Genomic DNA, 14,923 nt, shown 5'->3' on the forward strand with positions numbered 1-14,923 from the left:
CGGCGGAAATCCCCCAGCGGGAAGGGCTTGATGAGCACGTCATCGACGAGGCCCTCGAGCTCTTTCGCGCGTTCGCGCTGCTCGGCGTAGCCGGTCATCAGCACGATGGGAAAGCCCGGTCTCTTCGCGGCGACCGCGAGGGCCAGCTGAATGCCATCCATCACCGGCATGCGGATATCGCTGACCATCAGGTCGAAGCCGGTCTCGTCTTCCGTGAAGGTCTCGAGCGCATGGGCGCCATCGCTCGCCTCCGTCACGGCATGGCCATCGAGTGCCAGCGCGCGGGCCAGCGGCGCGCGCACCGCCTCGTCATCATCCACCAGAAGAATGCGCACCATGCTAACGAACCTTCAGGCCTCGCCTTCTACAACGCCAATGAAGGGCAATTGGCGCAATTGATGCGCGACGTCCATCCCGTAGCCCACCAGAAAAAGGTCCGGCGCGTCGAAACCCACGAAATCGGCCTCGAACTGCACCACGCGCTTCATGGGTTTCTCGACCAGCACGGCCGTGAGCACGCGCCTTGCGCCGCGTGCGATCAGCAGGTCCTTGGCGAAGGCGAGCGTGCGGCCTGATTCGAGAATGTCGTCGATCAGCAATACGTCGCGGTCATCGACCTTGTTGTCGATGTCCTTCACCACGGTCACCTGGCCGGAGGAGACGGTGCCGGAATGGTAGCTCGCGAGCTGCATGAATTCGATGGAGGGCGCGAGCCCGGCCTCATGCAGCTGGCGCACGAGATCGGCCGCGAAGATGAAGCTGCCGCGCAGGATGGCGATGACCAGCAGGTTCTGCGGCGCGGATTTCACGATCTCCGCCGCCAGCTCGCGGTTGCGTCTGGCGATCGCCTCCTCCGAGAACAGGACGCGGATGCACCAGGCATCGATGGTGACGTGGTCGGATTTGGCTTGAGCGGTCAAGGCGGGTTCCTGCCTCTGCCGAAGGGCGCCTGCGGGCCGTCCGGACGCGTGAAGGGATCAGCGAATGGACGCGACGATATCGTCTCTTGCGACGAAGCGCACCATCACTTGCGTCGCATCTTTCGGCGGGCTCGCGAGGCGGCGGCGGAATTGCGTTTTCTCGCCGGCGGCCAACTCCGCATGATCCGCCGCGCCGGTCCAGACATAGATCTGCTGTCCCTCCGCGTTGAGCAGCGAGAGGCGGATGACCGGCACGGGTTGCCGAGCGCGGGTGATGTTGAAGATCTGGCCCGAGATTTCGAGCATCTCGCGATGGTCTTCCATCACGATCTGGCTGCGGACATTTCGGATCTCGAGGCCGGTGGAATTCACCTCGAGGCCCACCATCTCGAAATAGGGCGCAAGCCCCGGTGCGATCCGGACTGTCTCATGCCGGAAGATCGTAAGCGCCATGAGCGTGCCAATGCCGGTGGCCGCGACCACGCCAAGGGCCGGACCCAGCCGGAAGGCCGGCCGTGCCGGATTGGAATGCTTGCGGCCCTGCGGCTCTGCCGCGTTCGCTGTCGCTGAAGCGCCGGCTACCGCGACAGCGGCGATCATTGCCGCATCCTGCCCGCCATCCAGCGGATCTGCCGTGGAATTCATGGATGCGCTTTTGGAGGGTGCGAGGTCAGCCGCATCCGCGATGGCCGGCTGCGGCCTGGGCTCGGCGGGCGCGTCGGCGAAAAGCGCGTCGAGGTCGTCCTGCCCCATGGCGGCACTCACGTCGACATCGGCATCCGCGCCCATCGCCTCTTCCATCCCGGAGGCGGGCACGACCGGGGGCTCCTCGGGATCCCCGAGCAATGCATCGCCGCCCTCGGGCCAGTCGATCTGCGCGGCGACGGCACCGGCATTCTCGGCAGGATTGCCGGGCGGCGCGGGCGAATCAGTTGCTTCGTCTGCCTGGAAAACCGTGCGGCACAAGGCGCATCGCACTTTGCGCGGCCTGCCCCCCAGCATGGAAGGCGGCACTTCATGCATGGAATCGCAGTTCGGGCAGCGAATGCGCATCATCGCGAGGGTTCTTCCGCTCAGGCCCGTTCCAAAGGGGTTCACGACAGGCGCGTCAGGCTGCTATCTCTCACCATGGACAGTTAAGGGCCGGTAAAGCCAGTGGCGAATTTCCCGGAAAGAGACGAGAGCACCCTTCCGCTCTGGCCGGAACCGGCCGAGCCCGACCTCGTGCGTTTCGAGAATGTTGGCTTGCGCTATGGCATCGGGCCGGAAATTCTCCGCGATATCGACTTTTCGATCCCGCCCCAGAGTTTCCAGTTCCTGACCGGCCCTTCGGGTGCCGGCAAGACGACCCTGATGAAGCTGGTGATGCAGACGCTGAAGCCGACGCGCGGCCGCGTGACCCTGTTCGGCGAGAATGTGAGCCAGCACAGCCAGGCCGAACTCGCGCGCCTCCGGCGCAAGATCGGCGTCGTCTTCCAGGATTTCCGCCTGCTCGATCATCTTACCACCTACGAGAATGTCGCGCTGCCCCTGCTCGTGCAGGGCCGCGAGGAAGCGAGCTATCGCGGCGAGGTGATCGAACTGCTGCGCTGGGTGGGCCTTGGCGATCGCATGCATGTGCCGCCGGTCATCCTTTCGGGCGGCGAGAAGCAGCGCGCGGCGATCGCGCGGGCGCTGATCGGCCAGCCCGCCCTGCTGCTCGCCGACGAGCCCACCGGCAATGTCGATCCCGGTCTCGCGCGCCGCCTGCTGCGGCTCTTCATCGAACTCCACAAGTCCGGAACGGCCGTGGTGATCGCGACGCACGACCTTGCCTTGATGGACATGGTCGATGCGCGCCGTCTCGTGCTCGCCGAGGGGCATATCCATGTCTATGAATGAACCGCCCACCGATGCACAGGCGCGGTTCGGTGCATGGTTCGTGGCGTTCCGCGCCCGGGCCGGATTGCGCTTCGCACAGATGCGGCCTGGGGCGCAGGCGATGCAGGACTTCCTGCTCAAGCCGCTATTCATTCCGCGGGATCGCGTGCTGGCACCGGTTCTGCCGGCGAAATCGCGCTCCGGCGCAGCCCTGATGCTGGTCATCGCGATCATGACGTTTCTTGCAGGGCTGACGGCCGGCGCCGTGCATCTCGTGGCCGATGCCTCGCGGGACTGGTCTCGCGCCATCGCCCGCGAGATGACCATCCAGGTTCGCCCCGCGCCCGGGCGCAATCTCGAGGCGGATGTGGCTGCCGCGGCCGATCTTGCGCGGCGCCAGCGCGTCATCGAGGAGGTCCGCGCGATGGACCGGCGCGAGGGCGAGAAGCTGCTCGAACCCTGGCTCGGGACAGGCCTTGATCTCGGCGATCTCCCCGTGCCCCGCCTCATCGTGCTTCGGCTCGCGAATGGGCCCGCGCCCGATCTTGCAAGCCTGCGCACGGCCCTGGCGGAAAGGGTGCCCAATGCGATCCTTGACGATCACAAGCTCTGGCTCGGCCGCCTGAAGGCGATGGCGGATACGCTCGTGGGAATCGGACTGCTGATCCTCACGCTGGTGCTGCTGGCGACCGCGCTCGCCGTGGCCTTTGCCACGCGCGGCGCCATGGCCGGCACGGCGCAAATCATCGACGTCCTGCATCTCGTAGGGGCCGAGGATAGCTATATCGCGCGGCAGTTCCAGGGCCATTTCCTGCGCCTTGGCCTGAAGGGCGGCGCGGCCGGCGCGCTGGCGGCCTCGGCCTTCTTCCTCGTGGCGGGGCTGATTTTCGGGCGCGGTGCGCAAGCCACGGCGCTGGAACAGGTGGAGGCCCTGTTCGGCCGATTCAGCCTGCCTTTCCGGGGCTTTCTCTCCGTGCTGGTCATCGGCGTGCTGGTCGCGTTTGTCACGGGTGTCGTGTCGCGCGTGACGGTCTATCGCACGCTGCGCGGCATGGAGCAGGCGCAATGAGGAGGCAGGCGCCATGAAGGGCCTCGCCCGCGCCATCCGCTCGATCCTTCTGCCGGGCTTGCTCGTCGTGCTCGCCTGGCTTGCCGGCTTCGTCTGGTTTGTCGAGACGCTGGAATCCGCGCCGCCGGCCAGCACGTCCCGTGCCGATGGCATCATCGTGCTCACGGGTGGCGCGGACCGCATCGAGGATGGAATCCGCCTGCTGGAAGCCGGGCATGGCCGACGGCTCCTGATCTCCGGCGTCAACATCCAGGTGACGAGCGAGCAGCTGCGCAAGACCTGGCCGGGGCATGAAGCGGCCTTCGAATGCTGTATCGATCTCGATTTCCGCGCCCGGAACACCATCGAGAACGCGCGGGAAAGCGCGCGATGGGTGCGCAAGAACGGGTTCGGGGCCATTTTGCTGGTCACGGCGAGTTACCATATGCCGCGCGCGCGGCTGGAATTCGCCGAGGTGCTGCCCGGCGTGACGATCGAGCCCTATCCTGTCGTTCCGGATCGCTCGCGCATCGAGGATTGGTGGCGCGCGCCGGCGCTGGTGCGGCTGCTCGCCTCCGAATACACGAAGTTTCTCTTAACCTGGCTGCGCGCGGCGGTGATCGACCGCTAGGGTCGGGCCATCGAGGCTTGTTTGCCTCCCCGGTCTTTGGCAAGAGGGGTTCAAAGAAGGACGCATTCCGCCCGATGGCTCTCATCATCCTCCGCTCGGCGCTCTTCCAGATCGCCTATTATGCGCATTGCACAATCTGGTTCATCATGGCCATTGTCGGCTGGGTGCTGCCACAACAGGCGATGCTGACCTTCGCGCGCTGGTGGTCGGCGGGCGGGTTGTTCCTGCACGAGGTGATCGTCGGCTCGCGCGTGGAGATCCGCGGCGAGGAGAACGTGATCCGTGGCCCGGCCCTGGTGGCGGCGAAGCACCAAAGCGCCTGGGAGACCATGGCGATCGTGCTGTTCTTTCCCAAGCCGACCTACATCCTGAAGCGGGAACTCATCTGGCTGCCGCTCTTCGGCTGGCATCTTCTGAAGGCGGGCCAGGTGCCCATCAATCGCGGCGACCGGCAGAAGGCTCTCAACTCCATGACGGAGGGCGTGCGCCGCGCAACCCGGCAGGGGCGACATATCCTCATTTTCCCCGAAGGCACGCGCCGCAAGGTGGGGGCGCCCCCCTCCTACCGCTATGGCGTCGCCCGGATCTATGAATCCCTTGGCGACGTGCCCTGCCAGCCGGTCGCGCTGGTCTCGGGCCTTGCCTGGCCGCGCAACACGCTTCTGCATTACCCGCGCCGGATCATCATGGAATTCCCGCCGCCCATTCCGGCCGGGCTCTCCGGAGAGACCTTCTTCGCGCGCATGAAGGAAAGCATCGAGGACATATCGGGTCGCCTTGCGGCGGAGGTGGGTTATCGGGCCGAGAGTTCGCGTTCCAGCCAGTCGAGTGCGTGATCGGTCATGCCGATCTCCGCCATGCTGCGGAGCGTGTTGAGCACATAATCGCGGCAGGCGCCAGATTGGCCATGCCCCTGCTCGATGAGCCTGAGGATTTCCACATGGGCAAGGCGCCCGGCATACTGGACATGGCTGCGATCCACCACATAGGCGAGCGCGCGGATGGCACGTCCATCCTCCAGTCGCACCCTTGGATAAACCTCGAAATAGACGCGGTTGATCTGCTCCCGCTCGGTGAGATAAGCGTGGGTCGCTTCGATCTTCTCCGGCGCGATGCGGAAGGCCATGCCGCGGCAGGAGCCACCGCGATCAAGCCCCATCACCAGGCCGGGCCTTTCGGCGGTGCCCCGATGGCGGTTGGAATAGACACAGAGCGAGCGGTGGAACCCGCGCAGGATTCCACGCTGCCGTTCCTCGAACTCGAAACCCGGCTTCCACATCAGGGAGGCATAGCCGAACACCCAGAATTCGCTTTCGGCCGGCAAGGGGCCGGCAATTGACGATCGGCGTTTTCTGGCGCTATCCGCAACGGGCTCGGGCTTCGACATGGTTTTTCGGGCAGGAGGCGGGAAGGAACCGCTTCTCGCGGATTTCGTGTTTCGGCGCAAGGAACAACCCAGGGAATCCCACATGAGCAGGCCTTCTGCGTCTTCCTCGCGCTTTTCCCGTCTCGGGCTCTACCTGCCTTTTGCGATTCTCGCACTTTTTGCGGCCCTCTGGTCCGGCGTCTGGGCCTTTGGCGCGCGGCGCGTGGGCGAAGTGATGGATGGCTTCGTCGCGCGCGAGGCGATGCGCGGGCGCGACTGGATCTGCCCGGAACGCTCGATCACCGGCTTCCCCTTCCGGCTGCAACTCGATTGTGCGAAGCCGCAGGTGATCGAGAAGGGGCCGAACGGCCTCACGCGGGCGGCAACCCTCGGCGGGCTCACCCTTCACGGCCGCATCACCTCGCCCGGGCATTACATCGCGCTGCTTGATGCGCCTTTGACCATGCGCATCGATGCCGATCGCGAGGTGACGCTGAACTGGAAGAGCGCCCGTGCCAGCTTCCGCGGCGGCGCGGCCGGCTTTTCGGAATTGTCGGTCGAGGTCATCCAGCCGCTCGTGAAGCTGGGGCTCGGCGAAACACCGGATCAACGGGTGAACGCGAAGGATTTCTCGCTGCATCTGCGGCGCTCGCCGGGTGAGAAGCCCGGCAGCGATCTCCTCCTGCGCATCGGCGAGATCAGCCATCCCTTCGTGGATCGATTCGTGGGGGGCCCGGAGCCGATGACGCTCGAATTGCAGTCGACCGCGCCAGGCCTGCTGCTTGATCCGACCCGTCGCATCGAGGAAAGCCTCGATGACTGGCGCCTCGCGCGCGGGCAGGCCCGGGTCATTCTCGCTAAGGCGACGAAGGGGCAGGCAATGGTGGATGTCTCCGGCGTTCTGGGGCTCGATGCCGAAAGGCGGCTTGAAGGCAATCTGCAGGGCCGGGCGCGCGGTGTCGATCAGATGCTCAACGGCGTCACGCGACGCATGGGTCTTGAGATGGGCGGGCTTCTGGGCCGGCTCGGCGGCACGCAGGGCATGCCGATCGCGCTCGTCTTCGAGAACGGCCGCATGCGATTCGGGCCGTTCCCTCTGGCGCAACTCACTCCGCTCTATTGAGGCCGATCAGGCGGGATCGGCCTTCACCGGCGGAAGGGGCGCGGGCGTGCGGCCGAAATCGGGCGCCGCCGTTTCCTGTCCCTGCGCGATGATGCCGCGACGGATGGCGCGGGTGCGGGTGAAGAGCTTGTGCAGTTCGTCGCCGTCACCCCAGCGGATCATGCGCTGGAGCGCGAGAAGATCCTCGTTGAAGCGGCCGAGCATTTCCAGCACCGCATCCTTGTTGGTGAGGAAAACATCGCGCCACATCGTGGGATCGGAAGCGGCGATGCGCGTGAAATCGCGGAAACCGCCCGCCGAGAACTTGATGACCTCGCTCTGCGTCACCCTCTCCATGTCGGCCGCGGTGCCCACGATGTTGTAGGCGATGAGATGCGGCACATGGCTGGTGATCGCCAGAACGAGATCATGATGCTCCGGCGTCATGATTTCGACATTGGCTCCCATCGCCTCCCAGAAGGCGCGGATGCGCCGGGTGGCCCCCTCCGGCGTTCCCTCGGGCGGGGTGAGGATCGACCAGCGATTGACGAACAAAGCGGCGAAGCCGGCATCGGGCCCGGAATGTTCCGTGCCCGCGACCGGATGCGCCGGCACGAAGAAAACGCCTTCCGGCAGGTGCGGGGCGACATCCTTCACCACCGCGCCTTTCACCGAGCCGACATCCGACACGATTGCGCCCGGCGCGAGATGCGGGCTGATGATCGCGGCAAGTGCGGCATTCGCCATCACCGGCACGCAGAGGATGACGTGATCGGCACCGGCCACGCCCTCTGCCGCATCATCCGTCACCACATCGGCGAGGCCAAGCGCGACCACCCTGTCCCGCACCCCGGCATCCCGGTCGATCGCGACGATCTCCTCCGCGAGGCCATGCTGGCGGCAGGCCCGCGCGATGGAGGAGCCGATGAGGCCGATTCCGATGATCGCAAGCCGTCGGAACGGCGTGAAGCCCGCCATCATGCCTTGCTCCCAGCCAGGAACGCCTTGAGCTGGGCCAGGACCGCCTCGTTCGCTTCCGCGCTGCCGATGGTGAGACGCAGGGCGTTCGGAAGGCCATAGGCCTCCATGCGGCGCAGGATGATGCCCTTCGAGGTGAGGTAGGCATCGGCATCCGGCGCGCGCCTGCCATCCTGATCCGGGAAATGCAGCAGCACGAAATTGCCCACGGATGGCGTGACCTCCAGGCCAAGGGCGGCGAGGCCCTCCGACATCACTTGAAGCCATTTCTCATTGTGCTGCAGCGCCTTTTCCTCGTGATCGCGATCGGTGATCGCGGCGACGCCTGCGGCGATGGCCGGGCCGTTCATGTTGAAGGGGCCGCGGATGCGGTTCAGCACATCCACCACGCCCTCCGGCCCATAGAGCCAGCCGATGCGCAGGCTCGCGAGACCGTGGATCTTCGAAAAGGTGCGCGTCATCACGACATTCTCGGCGGAAGCCACGAGTTCGAGGCCCGAGGCGTAATCGTTATGGCGGACATATTCCGCATAGGCCGCATCCAGCACCAGCAGGATATCGGGGCGCAGGCCCGCATGCAGGCGCTTCATCTCGTCGAAGGGGAGGTAGGTGCCGGTTGGATTGTTCGGGTTCGCAATGAACACGATTTTCGTGCGCGGCGTGATGGCCGCGAGCACGGCATCGGCATCGGTGGAGAGGTTCTTCTCCTTCGCGACGACCGGTGTCGCGCCGGCCGCGAGAATGCCGATCTTGTAGACGAGGAACCCATGCTGGGAAAAAACGCCTTCATCGCCCGGCCCGAGATAAGCCTGGCAAAGAAGCGAGAGCAGTTCATCCGAGCCCGCGCCGCAGACGATCCGCTTCGGATCGAGGCCGTAGCGACCGGCGATCGCCTCGCGCAGGGCAGTGGAAGAGCCATCCGGATAGAGTTCGAGGCCATCGGCGCTCGCCTTGAAGGCGGCGATCGCCTTGGGCGAGGGGCCGAGCGGAGTCTCGTTCGAGGAAAGCTTGTAGAGCTTCACACCCGGTGGCGCCTTGGATTTGCCCGGCACATAGGCATCGATCTGGAGCGTTCCGGGGCGCGGAACCGGTCTGGTAGCAGAGGAAGACATGAGGGCGGCCTTCTGGAATGGGCGGCCGGCCGAGGCGCCGGCGCTAGGCTTCGTTTTCGGGCGCGAGTGCGAGGCGCCGGGCATGGCACCCGAGCTCCGCATAGCGCGATGGCTCGCATTTCGCCGCATTGAGAGCCGCAGTCAACCGGTCCGACGTCAAATTGGTTTCGTAAGCAACTAAAATTTGGGCGCCCTGTGCATTTCCAGCCGAGGCGACGAGCTGCGCGCCGATTTCGGCCAAGGCGGCGCGCGCCTCCGGGCGCCAGCGTTCGAGCTGCAGCGAGGCGATGATCGTCTCACGGGCGAGCCCCTCGTTCTGCGGTTTCGCGATGACATAGACCGGCAGCCCGGTCGGATGGTCGGGCCGTTCCGCAAATGGCAGGCGCGCGATGATCTTCGGCGCGCCGGGCGCGGCGAGGCCCTCCCACCAGGCCCCGGAACCGGGTGCCTGCGCGATGAGGAACATGCCGAGATCGCCTTTCGCCTCATCCACGGCGCGGATCACCTCCTTCGCGTCGCTGGCAGGCGTGAAGGGCACCGTGAAGCCGAAATGGAAACGCATGCTCTCGCGGATCGGCGTTTCGCCGCCCGAGACATCCGCGTGAACCCGATAGGGCACCTGGGTGAAGGTGGAGGTCGCGAGGATCACGCGCCAGATATTCTCCGGCGCATCCACCGGCCATCGTCCCGCCGGCTTGTGCACGATGCGGCGCATGAGTTCCGCCTCGCGATCGGGCCGGAAGGCGGAGCCGACATCGCCCGCCGCGCGCTTCGCCTCGATGACGCGGGCGACCACGTCGCCGCGCTCCACGAGCAGCGCGTGCATCGCGTCGTCGATGCGGTCGATTTCGTGGCGCAGGGCGAGCAGCGGACTGGACATCGGGATTGTTCCTCGGCGGGCGCCACACGCTTGTGCGGCCATGCCACTTGATACGAGGCAGTTTGCGCCGCAGACAAGGTTTTCTCTTGCTGACTGATGCCAGAGAAGAACTCACTTGTTCGTTTTGTCGAACGAGTCTAGACAACGAAAAGAACTCGTCCGCAAAAGAGGACCGATCGAGAAGGGCGCCGCCGGCTCGGCCAGCGGCGAAGCGTGACCATGACGAAGCCGTCATCCGAGGCCGATGAACCGCATTCGCAAGTCCTGCGCATCCCGGCAGACCAGCCTCTCGCCCTCGAGAGCGGGCTCGATCTCGCCCCGCTTCAGATCGCCTACCAGACCTATGGCGCACTCAACGCCGAAAAGAGCAATGCCGTGCTCATCTGCCACGCGCTGACAGGTGACCAGCATGTGGCGAACGAACACCCGGTGACGCGCAAGGCCGGCTGGTGGAGCAACCTGATCGGGCCGGGCAAGCCGGTGGATACCAACCGCTATTTCGTCATCTGCTCCAATGTGCTTGGCGGTTGCATGGGCACATCCGGCCCGGCGAACACCAACCCCGCCAAGGGGCATGCCTATGGCACGGAATTCCCGGTCATCACGATTTCCGACATGGTGCGGGCGCAGGCCAGGCTGATCGATCATCTCGGGATTTCCCGGTTGCTCGCGGTCATCGGTGGTTCGATGGGCGGCATGCAGGTTCTGGCCTGGGCCTCGCTTTTCCCGGATCGCGTTTTCGCGGCTATGCCGATTGCCTGCGCGGCGAAGCATTCGGCGCAGAACATCGCCTTTCACGAGGTGGGGCGGCAGGCCGTGATGGCTGACCCGGACTGGCGCAGCGGCCGCTATTTCGAGGCGGGCCTGCGGCCGGTCAAGGGCCTCTCGGTCGCCCGGATGGGTGCGCACATCACCTACCTGTCGGAAAGCGCATTGCAGCGGAAATTCGGCCGCAAGTTCCAGGATCGCTCGGCGCCGACCTTCTCGTTCGATGCGGATTTCCAGGTGGAATCCTACCTCCGCTACCAGGGCATCAGCTTTGTCGAGCGATTTGATGCCAATTCCTACCTCTATCTCACCCGTGCCATGGATTACTTCGATCTCGCGGCGGACAATGGCGGCTCGCTGGCGGCGGCCTTCAAGGGCTCGAAGACGCGCTTCTGCCTTGTCTCCTTCACGTCGGACTGGCTGTTCACCACCGCCGAGAGCCGGCAGATCGTGCATGCGCTGAACGCGAATGGAGCGTCGGTGTCGTTCGTCGAGATCGAGAGCGACAAGGGTCATGACGCCTTCCTGCTCGATGAGCCGGTGCTCTACCGAACGACGCGGGGATTTCTCGACGCGGCCGCATCGAGCATCGGAGGGAGGGGCTGAGATGGGCGAAGCGAGGCAGCTGCCGGCCATTCGATCCGACCATCGCCTGCTCGCCGACATGGTGAGCGCAGGCGCGCGCGTGCTCGATGTGGGCTGCGGGGATGGCGATCTTCTCGCCTATCTCGCCGCGGCCAAGGGGGTCGACGCGCGCGGCATCGAACTCTCGCGGGATGGCGTGGCGGCCTGTGTCGCCAAGGGCCTCGCGGTCATCCAGGGCGACGCCGATACCGATCTCTTCGATTACCCCGATGATTGCTTCGATTATGTCATCCTCTCGCAGACGCTTCAGGCCACACGCCGCCCGAAGGTGGTGGTGGAGCAGATGCTGCGCATCGGGCGGAACGCCATCGTCTCTTTCCCGAATTTCGGGCATTGGCGCATCCGCGCGAGCCTGATGTTCCAGGGGCGCATGCCGGTGAACGAGAACCTGCCCGATAACTGGTATGACACGCCGAACATTCATTTCTGCACCATCCGCGACTTCGTGGAACTCGCGGACAAGGTGAATGCGAAGATCGTGCGGGCCGGCGCGCTCGATGCCTCTGGCAACCACGTGGCCGTGACCATGCCGTGGTGGTTCTGGAACCTTGTCGGCGAGCAGGGGATCTTCTGGCTGGCCCGGATGGACAACCTATTGAAAGTTCACAACAAACGATGTTCCGGCCGAGCGGCTCCCGGTTGACCGCAAGAAAGTGCGACAGGGCAAGAAGGAAAGAGCGGCCGACCTGCTTGGAAAGTTCTGGCCGTTATTCGAATAGGGCAGGGCGCCGGGCGAGGAAGGCGGTAATGCCCTCGCGAAAATCCGCCCCGGCGGCATGGGCCATGAAGCCGGCCTTTTCCAGATCGAATTGCGCGTCCAACGTCCCGGTCATCGCCGCACGGACGAGCCGCTTGATGCCGGCCTGTGCCTTCCGGGCGCCGGAGGACAGCTGTTCGGCCAGCGTGAAGGCGCGGTCCATCAGCTGGTCTGGCGGCACCACTTCGTTGACCATGCCGAGCGTCAGGGCCGTTTCGGCGCTGATGCGCTCGGGCGAGAGCAGGAAGGCCAGCGCCCGTTTGGGGCCGAGCAACTGCGTGACGCTCCAGGAACAGCCGCCATCGGGGTTGGTGCCGATCTGGGCATAGGCCGATACGAAATGGGCATCCGCCGCGGCAATGCAGAGGTCGGAACCCAAAGCGAGGCTCACCCCGCCCCCGGCCACCGGGCCCTGCACGGCAGCGATGACGATCTGATCGCAGACCGCGATCCGCCGCATCGTGCCGTGGAACAGGTCGATGAGGCGGCCTGCCGTCGCGCTGGCATGCTCAAGATCCGCGGCGAAGGCGGAGAGATCGCCCCCCGCCATGAAGGACCGCCCCTCCCCGGAGAGGATGACGACCCGGATGCCAGCGTCGGCGGTAAGGGTCTCGATTGCCGCAAGGAGGGCACGGCCCAGCGATTCGTCCAGGGCGTTGAGATTCTTCGGGCGGTTCAGCCGGATATGCCCGATCCGGTCACGACGTTCAACGATGACACAGTCTTGATGATGGGCGTTCATTTAAGTTCGTTCCTCATCCAATGCTGCCGGGCCTGAAGATCGCGCTTGCAAGAGTGATTGCAAGAGTGATTGCTAGAAAGATTGCAAGAGAGACCGCTCTTGAATGAGAAACCACCTCAATGAGTGAAATTCAATAATGTTATGCAAGGCGCTGGGCGTCGAGAACCGCTTTCAGCCGGGCCGCGGTCAGTTCCAGTTCCGCCGTCACTGCCTCCAGCCGTCTTGCGAGCTGTGCCTGCTCGCTCTCGACCTTGGGCGTGGCGACGCCCAGCCCGCTGACCAGGATATCAATGATACCATCCGTCACCGCGGCTGCATCCAGTTCGCCCTCGCGGCGCAGGAAGGCCCAGGCTCGATGTTCAATCGCACCATAGACCAGATCGCGGATCAGGATCGGCGAAAGGCCCGGCCGAAATTCCTGATTGGCGATTGCACGTTTAACGACTTCCATGATCCGGTTGGAATAGGCGCGGTTCAGGCGAAGGAAGTTGCTCTCGCGGTAGCCGGGCTCGAGACGGATCTCCTGGAGCAGCAGGCGCGCAAGGCCAGGCTCTGACTTGATGGCCATCAAGTGCTGGTGGATCAGGAACCGGATTTGGTTCCATGTGCCCTGCACGGCCGGAAAGTCGGCCTCGTGCCGGTCCAGCATGCTGACATACCATTGTTCGACCACCCGGGTCAGGAGGTCGCGCTTGTTTGCGAAAAACCGGTAGATGCTGCCTTCCACCACGCCAGCGCGATCGGCGATATCAGTGATCAGCGCGTCGTTATAGCCCTTCTCGTCGAAGATGGCCTTGGCGGCAGCCAGAATGTCGGCAATTCGCTTTTCCGGCGGAAGGCGTCGGACCTGACGACGTGTTTGGACCTTGGACATGGTGCTTCTTGAAATCCTGTGCCGGAATGCCTTGCTCACCACGACTAGCATCATCTCTCCGGCTGATGAACTCAATCATCCCCGGTATGCCACACGCTCCGAGAGTCCGGTCTTGGCCTGCTGCAGCATTGCTGCGAGCGACCGCTTTGCCGCGCGCGATACCGTCAATTCGGAAAGCGCCAGATCAATCCGGGCATTCTGAAGGATGACCCGCTCTGCTTGGGACAGGCAAGCGTCCCATGTGATACTCGCGCCGGCCCATGGGATGCCACCGGTAATCCGGGCATGCTGCTCTCATCGCGGAAGCCTTTTGCTGGCCATTGTTGCGAGGGGCCCTTGCGCGGCCCTGGAACCTGTGGCAGGCGCGCCTTCCGGAAACTTCGGGGGCTGTTGGAATTGGAGCCACAGAGCCCGGACCGAAACGTCGCAGAAAATCGTCGCTATTCAGACATTCGCATTTGCAAAATCTTTACGCAGTTTTCCTAGATCTTCAATTTGAGGATGCAAACTTGGTTGCCTTCCAGACTTTCTTCTACAGTTTGGGCAACCACAATAAAATCACGCGTTGTGGAGAGCGGATGATAAAGGTTTTCAACGGAGGAATTGGTGTCAGGCTCGGCATCGGTTTCGCGTTTGTACTGTTGCTGATGGGTATCCTGACCTATCTGTCGGTCCGCGAGATTAACACTCTCGACAGAAACCTTCGCCAGATCAATGAAGTGAACAGTGTTCTCCAGCGCTATGCGATCAATTTCCGCGGCAGCGTGCATGATCGCGCCATTGCCATCCGTGATGTCGTCCTGATTGATGACCCGCGTCAGCGCGAAGTTGAGACGAAACTGATCGACAAGCTCGCCGCGAGCTATGCGCAAACGAGCAGCTGATGGAGCGCCTCGCCGAGAAGGTGCGGCTTGGGAGCGAGCCCACGGCCATCCTCGGTCAGATCTCCGCCATTCAGGCCCGCACCAATCCGCTGGTTACCGAGATCATCCGGCTGCGCGAGTCCGGCACTGCGGCCGGGGCGAAGGATGTTCTCCAGAAGCAGGTCAACCAGCTTTTCGTGGATTGGCTCGCGGCCATCAATCGCTTCATTGATTACACCCGCATTTCCCATATGGCCGCGCCAATTCCATGACGAAGAGCGAAGATTATGATATTAGAATCAATGTGTTGCAGGTGATCGGAGCGGCTGTGCATGGAGCTGGTGACGGGTGAACGGCAAACGGGCGATCTGCGGGTT

At 64.2% G+C, this 14,923-nt stretch carries 18 protein-coding genes; 9 read left to right on the forward strand and 9 right to left on the reverse strand.

The genetic code is table 11. The features are described 5' to 3' along the window. From ACKODO_RS05315 to ACKODO_RS05325, 3 genes are all read right to left on the reverse strand, one after another. The coding region (locus ACKODO_RS05315; protein WP_408982410.1) for a response regulator at positions 1–338 on the reverse strand (338 nt) is incomplete at its 3' end. A gap of 12 nt (positions 339–350) precedes the next feature. Next, complete coding sequence (gene hpt / locus ACKODO_RS05320; RefSeq protein ID WP_408982411.1) at positions 351–920, reverse strand: hypoxanthine phosphoribosyltransferase; 570 nt, start codon at positions 918–920, stop codon at positions 351–353. A gap of 57 nt (positions 921–977) precedes the next feature. Beyond that, a complete protein-coding gene (locus tag ACKODO_RS05325) occupies positions 978–1,976 on the reverse strand; it encodes a zinc-ribbon domain-containing protein (RefSeq protein WP_408982412.1) in 999 nt (332 codons plus the stop codon). A gap of 168 nt (positions 1,977–2,144) precedes the next feature. Here ACKODO_RS05325 and ftsE point away from each other — a divergent pair, with 168 nt between their 5' ends. The 4 genes from ftsE (at position 2,145) to ACKODO_RS05345 (ending at position 5,295) form a co-directional block, all read left to right on the forward strand. Continuing rightward, positions 2,145–2,801, forward strand: coding sequence for a cell division ATP-binding protein FtsE (gene ftsE / locus ACKODO_RS05330; RefSeq protein WP_408982427.1), 657 nt, complete (start codon positions 2,145–2,147; stop codon positions 2,799–2,801). Beyond that, the gene (locus tag ACKODO_RS05335; protein WP_408982413.1) at positions 2,788–3,849 is read left to right on the forward strand and encodes a cell division protein FtsX; all 1,062 of its coding nucleotides are present in this window, start codon (positions 2,788–2,790) and stop codon (positions 3,847–3,849) included. The genes ftsE and ACKODO_RS05335 overlap by 14 nt, the downstream gene beginning before the upstream one ends. A 13-nt stretch (positions 3,850–3,862) precedes the next feature. Beyond that, the gene (locus ACKODO_RS05340; protein WP_408982414.1) at positions 3,863–4,459 is read left to right on the forward strand and encodes a YdcF family protein; all 597 of its coding nucleotides are present in this window, start codon (positions 3,863–3,865) and stop codon (positions 4,457–4,459) included. 74 nt (positions 4,460–4,533) lie between these two features. Next, a complete protein-coding gene (locus ACKODO_RS05345) occupies positions 4,534–5,295 on the forward strand; it encodes a lysophospholipid acyltransferase family protein (protein ID WP_408982415.1) in 762 nt (253 codons plus the stop codon). Here the strand turns inward: ACKODO_RS05345 and ACKODO_RS05350 are convergent. After that, a complete protein-coding gene (locus tag ACKODO_RS05350; RefSeq protein WP_408982416.1) occupies positions 5,253–5,846 on the reverse strand; it encodes a gamma-glutamylcyclotransferase in 594 nt (197 codons plus the stop codon). The genes ACKODO_RS05345 and ACKODO_RS05350 overlap by 43 nt on opposite strands. An 82-nt stretch (positions 5,847–5,928) precedes the next feature. Between ACKODO_RS05350 and ACKODO_RS05355 the strand changes: the two genes are divergently transcribed. After that, entirely contained in the window at positions 5,929–6,948 is a 1,020-nt protein-coding gene (locus tag ACKODO_RS05355) for a DUF2125 domain-containing protein (protein WP_408982417.1), read from the forward strand. Positions 6,949–6,954: 6 nt separating this feature from the next. On the opposite strand, the gene ACKODO_RS05360 is transcribed toward ACKODO_RS05355, so the two are convergent. From ACKODO_RS05360 to ACKODO_RS05370, 3 genes are read right to left on the reverse strand one after another with little or no spacing between them, the layout of a single operon-like run. Next, positions 6,955–7,908 (reverse strand): prephenate/arogenate dehydrogenase family protein, encoded by a 954-nt coding sequence (locus ACKODO_RS05360; protein ID WP_408982418.1) that lies wholly within the window; start codon positions 7,906–7,908, stop codon positions 6,955–6,957. After that, positions 7,905–9,017: a histidinol-phosphate transaminase gene (gene hisC / locus ACKODO_RS05365; protein ID WP_408982419.1), complete on the reverse strand. Its 1,113-nt coding sequence runs from the start codon at positions 9,015–9,017 to the stop codon at positions 7,905–7,907. The genes ACKODO_RS05360 and hisC overlap by 4 nt, the downstream gene beginning before the upstream one ends. Positions 9,018–9,060: 43 nt before the next feature. Then, the gene (locus ACKODO_RS05370) at positions 9,061–9,897 is read right to left on the reverse strand and encodes a chorismate mutase (RefSeq protein WP_408982420.1); all 837 of its coding nucleotides are present in this window, start codon (positions 9,895–9,897) and stop codon (positions 9,061–9,063) included. Positions 9,898–10,116: 219 nt separating this feature from the next. On the opposite strand from ACKODO_RS05370, the gene ACKODO_RS05375 reads away from it, so the two are divergent. Further along, the gene (locus ACKODO_RS05375; protein ID WP_408982421.1) at positions 10,117–11,271 is read left to right on the forward strand and encodes a homoserine O-acetyltransferase; all 1,155 of its coding nucleotides are present in this window, start codon (positions 10,117–10,119) and stop codon (positions 11,269–11,271) included. Between the two features lies 1 nt (position 11,272). After that, a complete protein-coding gene (gene metW / locus ACKODO_RS05380) occupies positions 11,273–11,953 on the forward strand; it encodes a methionine biosynthesis protein MetW (protein ID WP_408982422.1) in 681 nt (226 codons plus the stop codon). Between the two features lie 64 nt (positions 11,954–12,017). Here the strand turns inward: metW and ACKODO_RS05385 are convergent, their stop codons facing one another. Together ACKODO_RS05385 and ACKODO_RS05390 are read right to left on the reverse strand one after the other, a co-directional pair. Next, positions 12,018–12,809 carry an enoyl-CoA hydratase/isomerase family protein gene (locus ACKODO_RS05385; RefSeq protein WP_408982423.1) on the reverse strand — a complete coding sequence of 264 codons (792 nt, stop codon included), beginning with the start codon at positions 12,807–12,809 and terminating at the stop codon, positions 12,018–12,020. 139 nt (positions 12,810–12,948) lie between these two features. Next, complete coding sequence (locus tag ACKODO_RS05390) at positions 12,949–13,734, reverse strand: TetR/AcrR family transcriptional regulator (RefSeq protein ID WP_408982424.1); 786 nt, start codon at positions 13,732–13,734, stop codon at positions 12,949–12,951. 458 nt (positions 13,735–14,192) lie between these two features. Here ACKODO_RS05390 and ACKODO_RS05395 point away from each other — a divergent pair, with 458 nt between their 5' ends. Both ACKODO_RS05395 and ACKODO_RS05400 read left to right on the forward strand, forming a co-directional pair. After that, positions 14,193–14,567 carry an MCP four helix bundle domain-containing protein gene (locus ACKODO_RS05395; RefSeq protein WP_408982425.1) on the forward strand — a complete coding sequence of 125 codons (375 nt, stop codon included), beginning with the start codon at positions 14,193–14,195 and terminating at the stop codon, positions 14,565–14,567. After that, positions 14,567–14,818 carry a hypothetical protein gene (locus tag ACKODO_RS05400; RefSeq protein ID WP_408982426.1) on the forward strand — a complete coding sequence of 84 codons (252 nt, stop codon included), beginning with the start codon at positions 14,567–14,569 and terminating at the stop codon, positions 14,816–14,818. The genes ACKODO_RS05395 and ACKODO_RS05400 overlap by 1 nt, the downstream gene beginning before the upstream one ends. Positions 14,819–14,923: the final 105 nt, after the last annotated feature.

It is taken from the genome of Rhabdaerophilum sp., from assembly GCF_046092605.1.
Classification (GTDB): Bacteria; Pseudomonadota; Alphaproteobacteria; order Rhizobiales; family Beijerinckiaceae; genus Rhabdaerophilum.

What these genes read in the sequence shown, in the direction of transcription:
- ACKODO_RS05325 (WP_408982412.1), bottom strand. Translation starts at nt 1,976, where the DNA reads ATGATGCGCATTCGCTGCCCGAACTGCGATTCCATGCATGAAGTGCCG.
- ACKODO_RS05335 (WP_408982413.1), top strand. Translation starts at nt 2,788, where the DNA reads ATGTCTATGAATGAACCGCCCACCGATGCACAGGCGCGGTTCGGTGCA.
- ACKODO_RS05340 (WP_408982414.1), top strand. Translation starts at nt 3,863, where the DNA reads ATGAAGGGCCTCGCCCGCGCCATCCGCTCGATCCTTCTGCCGGGCTTG.
- ACKODO_RS05345 (WP_408982415.1), top strand. Translation starts at nt 4,534, where the DNA reads ATGGCTCTCATCATCCTCCGCTCGGCGCTCTTCCAGATCGCCTATTAT.
- ACKODO_RS05350 (WP_408982416.1), bottom strand. Translation starts at nt 5,846, where the DNA reads ATGTCGAAGCCCGAGCCCGTTGCGGATAGCGCCAGAAAACGCCGATCG.
- ACKODO_RS05355 (WP_408982417.1), top strand. Translation starts at nt 5,929, where the DNA reads ATGAGCAGGCCTTCTGCGTCTTCCTCGCGCTTTTCCCGTCTCGGGCTC.
- ACKODO_RS05360 (WP_408982418.1), bottom strand. Translation starts at nt 7,908, where the DNA reads ATGATGGCGGGCTTCACGCCGTTCCGACGGCTTGCGATCATCGGAATC.
- hisC (WP_408982419.1), bottom strand. Translation starts at nt 9,017, where the DNA reads ATGTCTTCCTCTGCTACCAGACCGGTTCCGCGCCCCGGAACGCTCCAG.
- ACKODO_RS05370 (WP_408982420.1), bottom strand. Translation starts at nt 9,897, where the DNA reads ATGTCCAGTCCGCTGCTCGCCCTGCGCCACGAAATCGACCGCATCGAC.
- ACKODO_RS05375 (WP_408982421.1), top strand. Translation starts at nt 10,117, where the DNA reads ATGACGAAGCCGTCATCCGAGGCCGATGAACCGCATTCGCAAGTCCTG.
- metW (WP_408982422.1), top strand. Translation starts at nt 11,273, where the DNA reads ATGGGCGAAGCGAGGCAGCTGCCGGCCATTCGATCCGACCATCGCCTG.
- ACKODO_RS05385 (WP_408982423.1), bottom strand. Translation starts at nt 12,809, where the DNA reads ATGAACGCCCATCATCAAGACTGTGTCATCGTTGAACGTCGTGACCGG.
- ACKODO_RS05390 (WP_408982424.1), bottom strand. Translation starts at nt 13,734, where the DNA reads ATGCTAGTCGTGGTGAGCAAGGCATTCCGGCACAGGATTTCAAGAAGC.
- ACKODO_RS05400 (WP_408982426.1), top strand. Translation starts at nt 14,567, where the DNA reads ATGGAGCGCCTCGCCGAGAAGGTGCGGCTTGGGAGCGAGCCCACGGCC.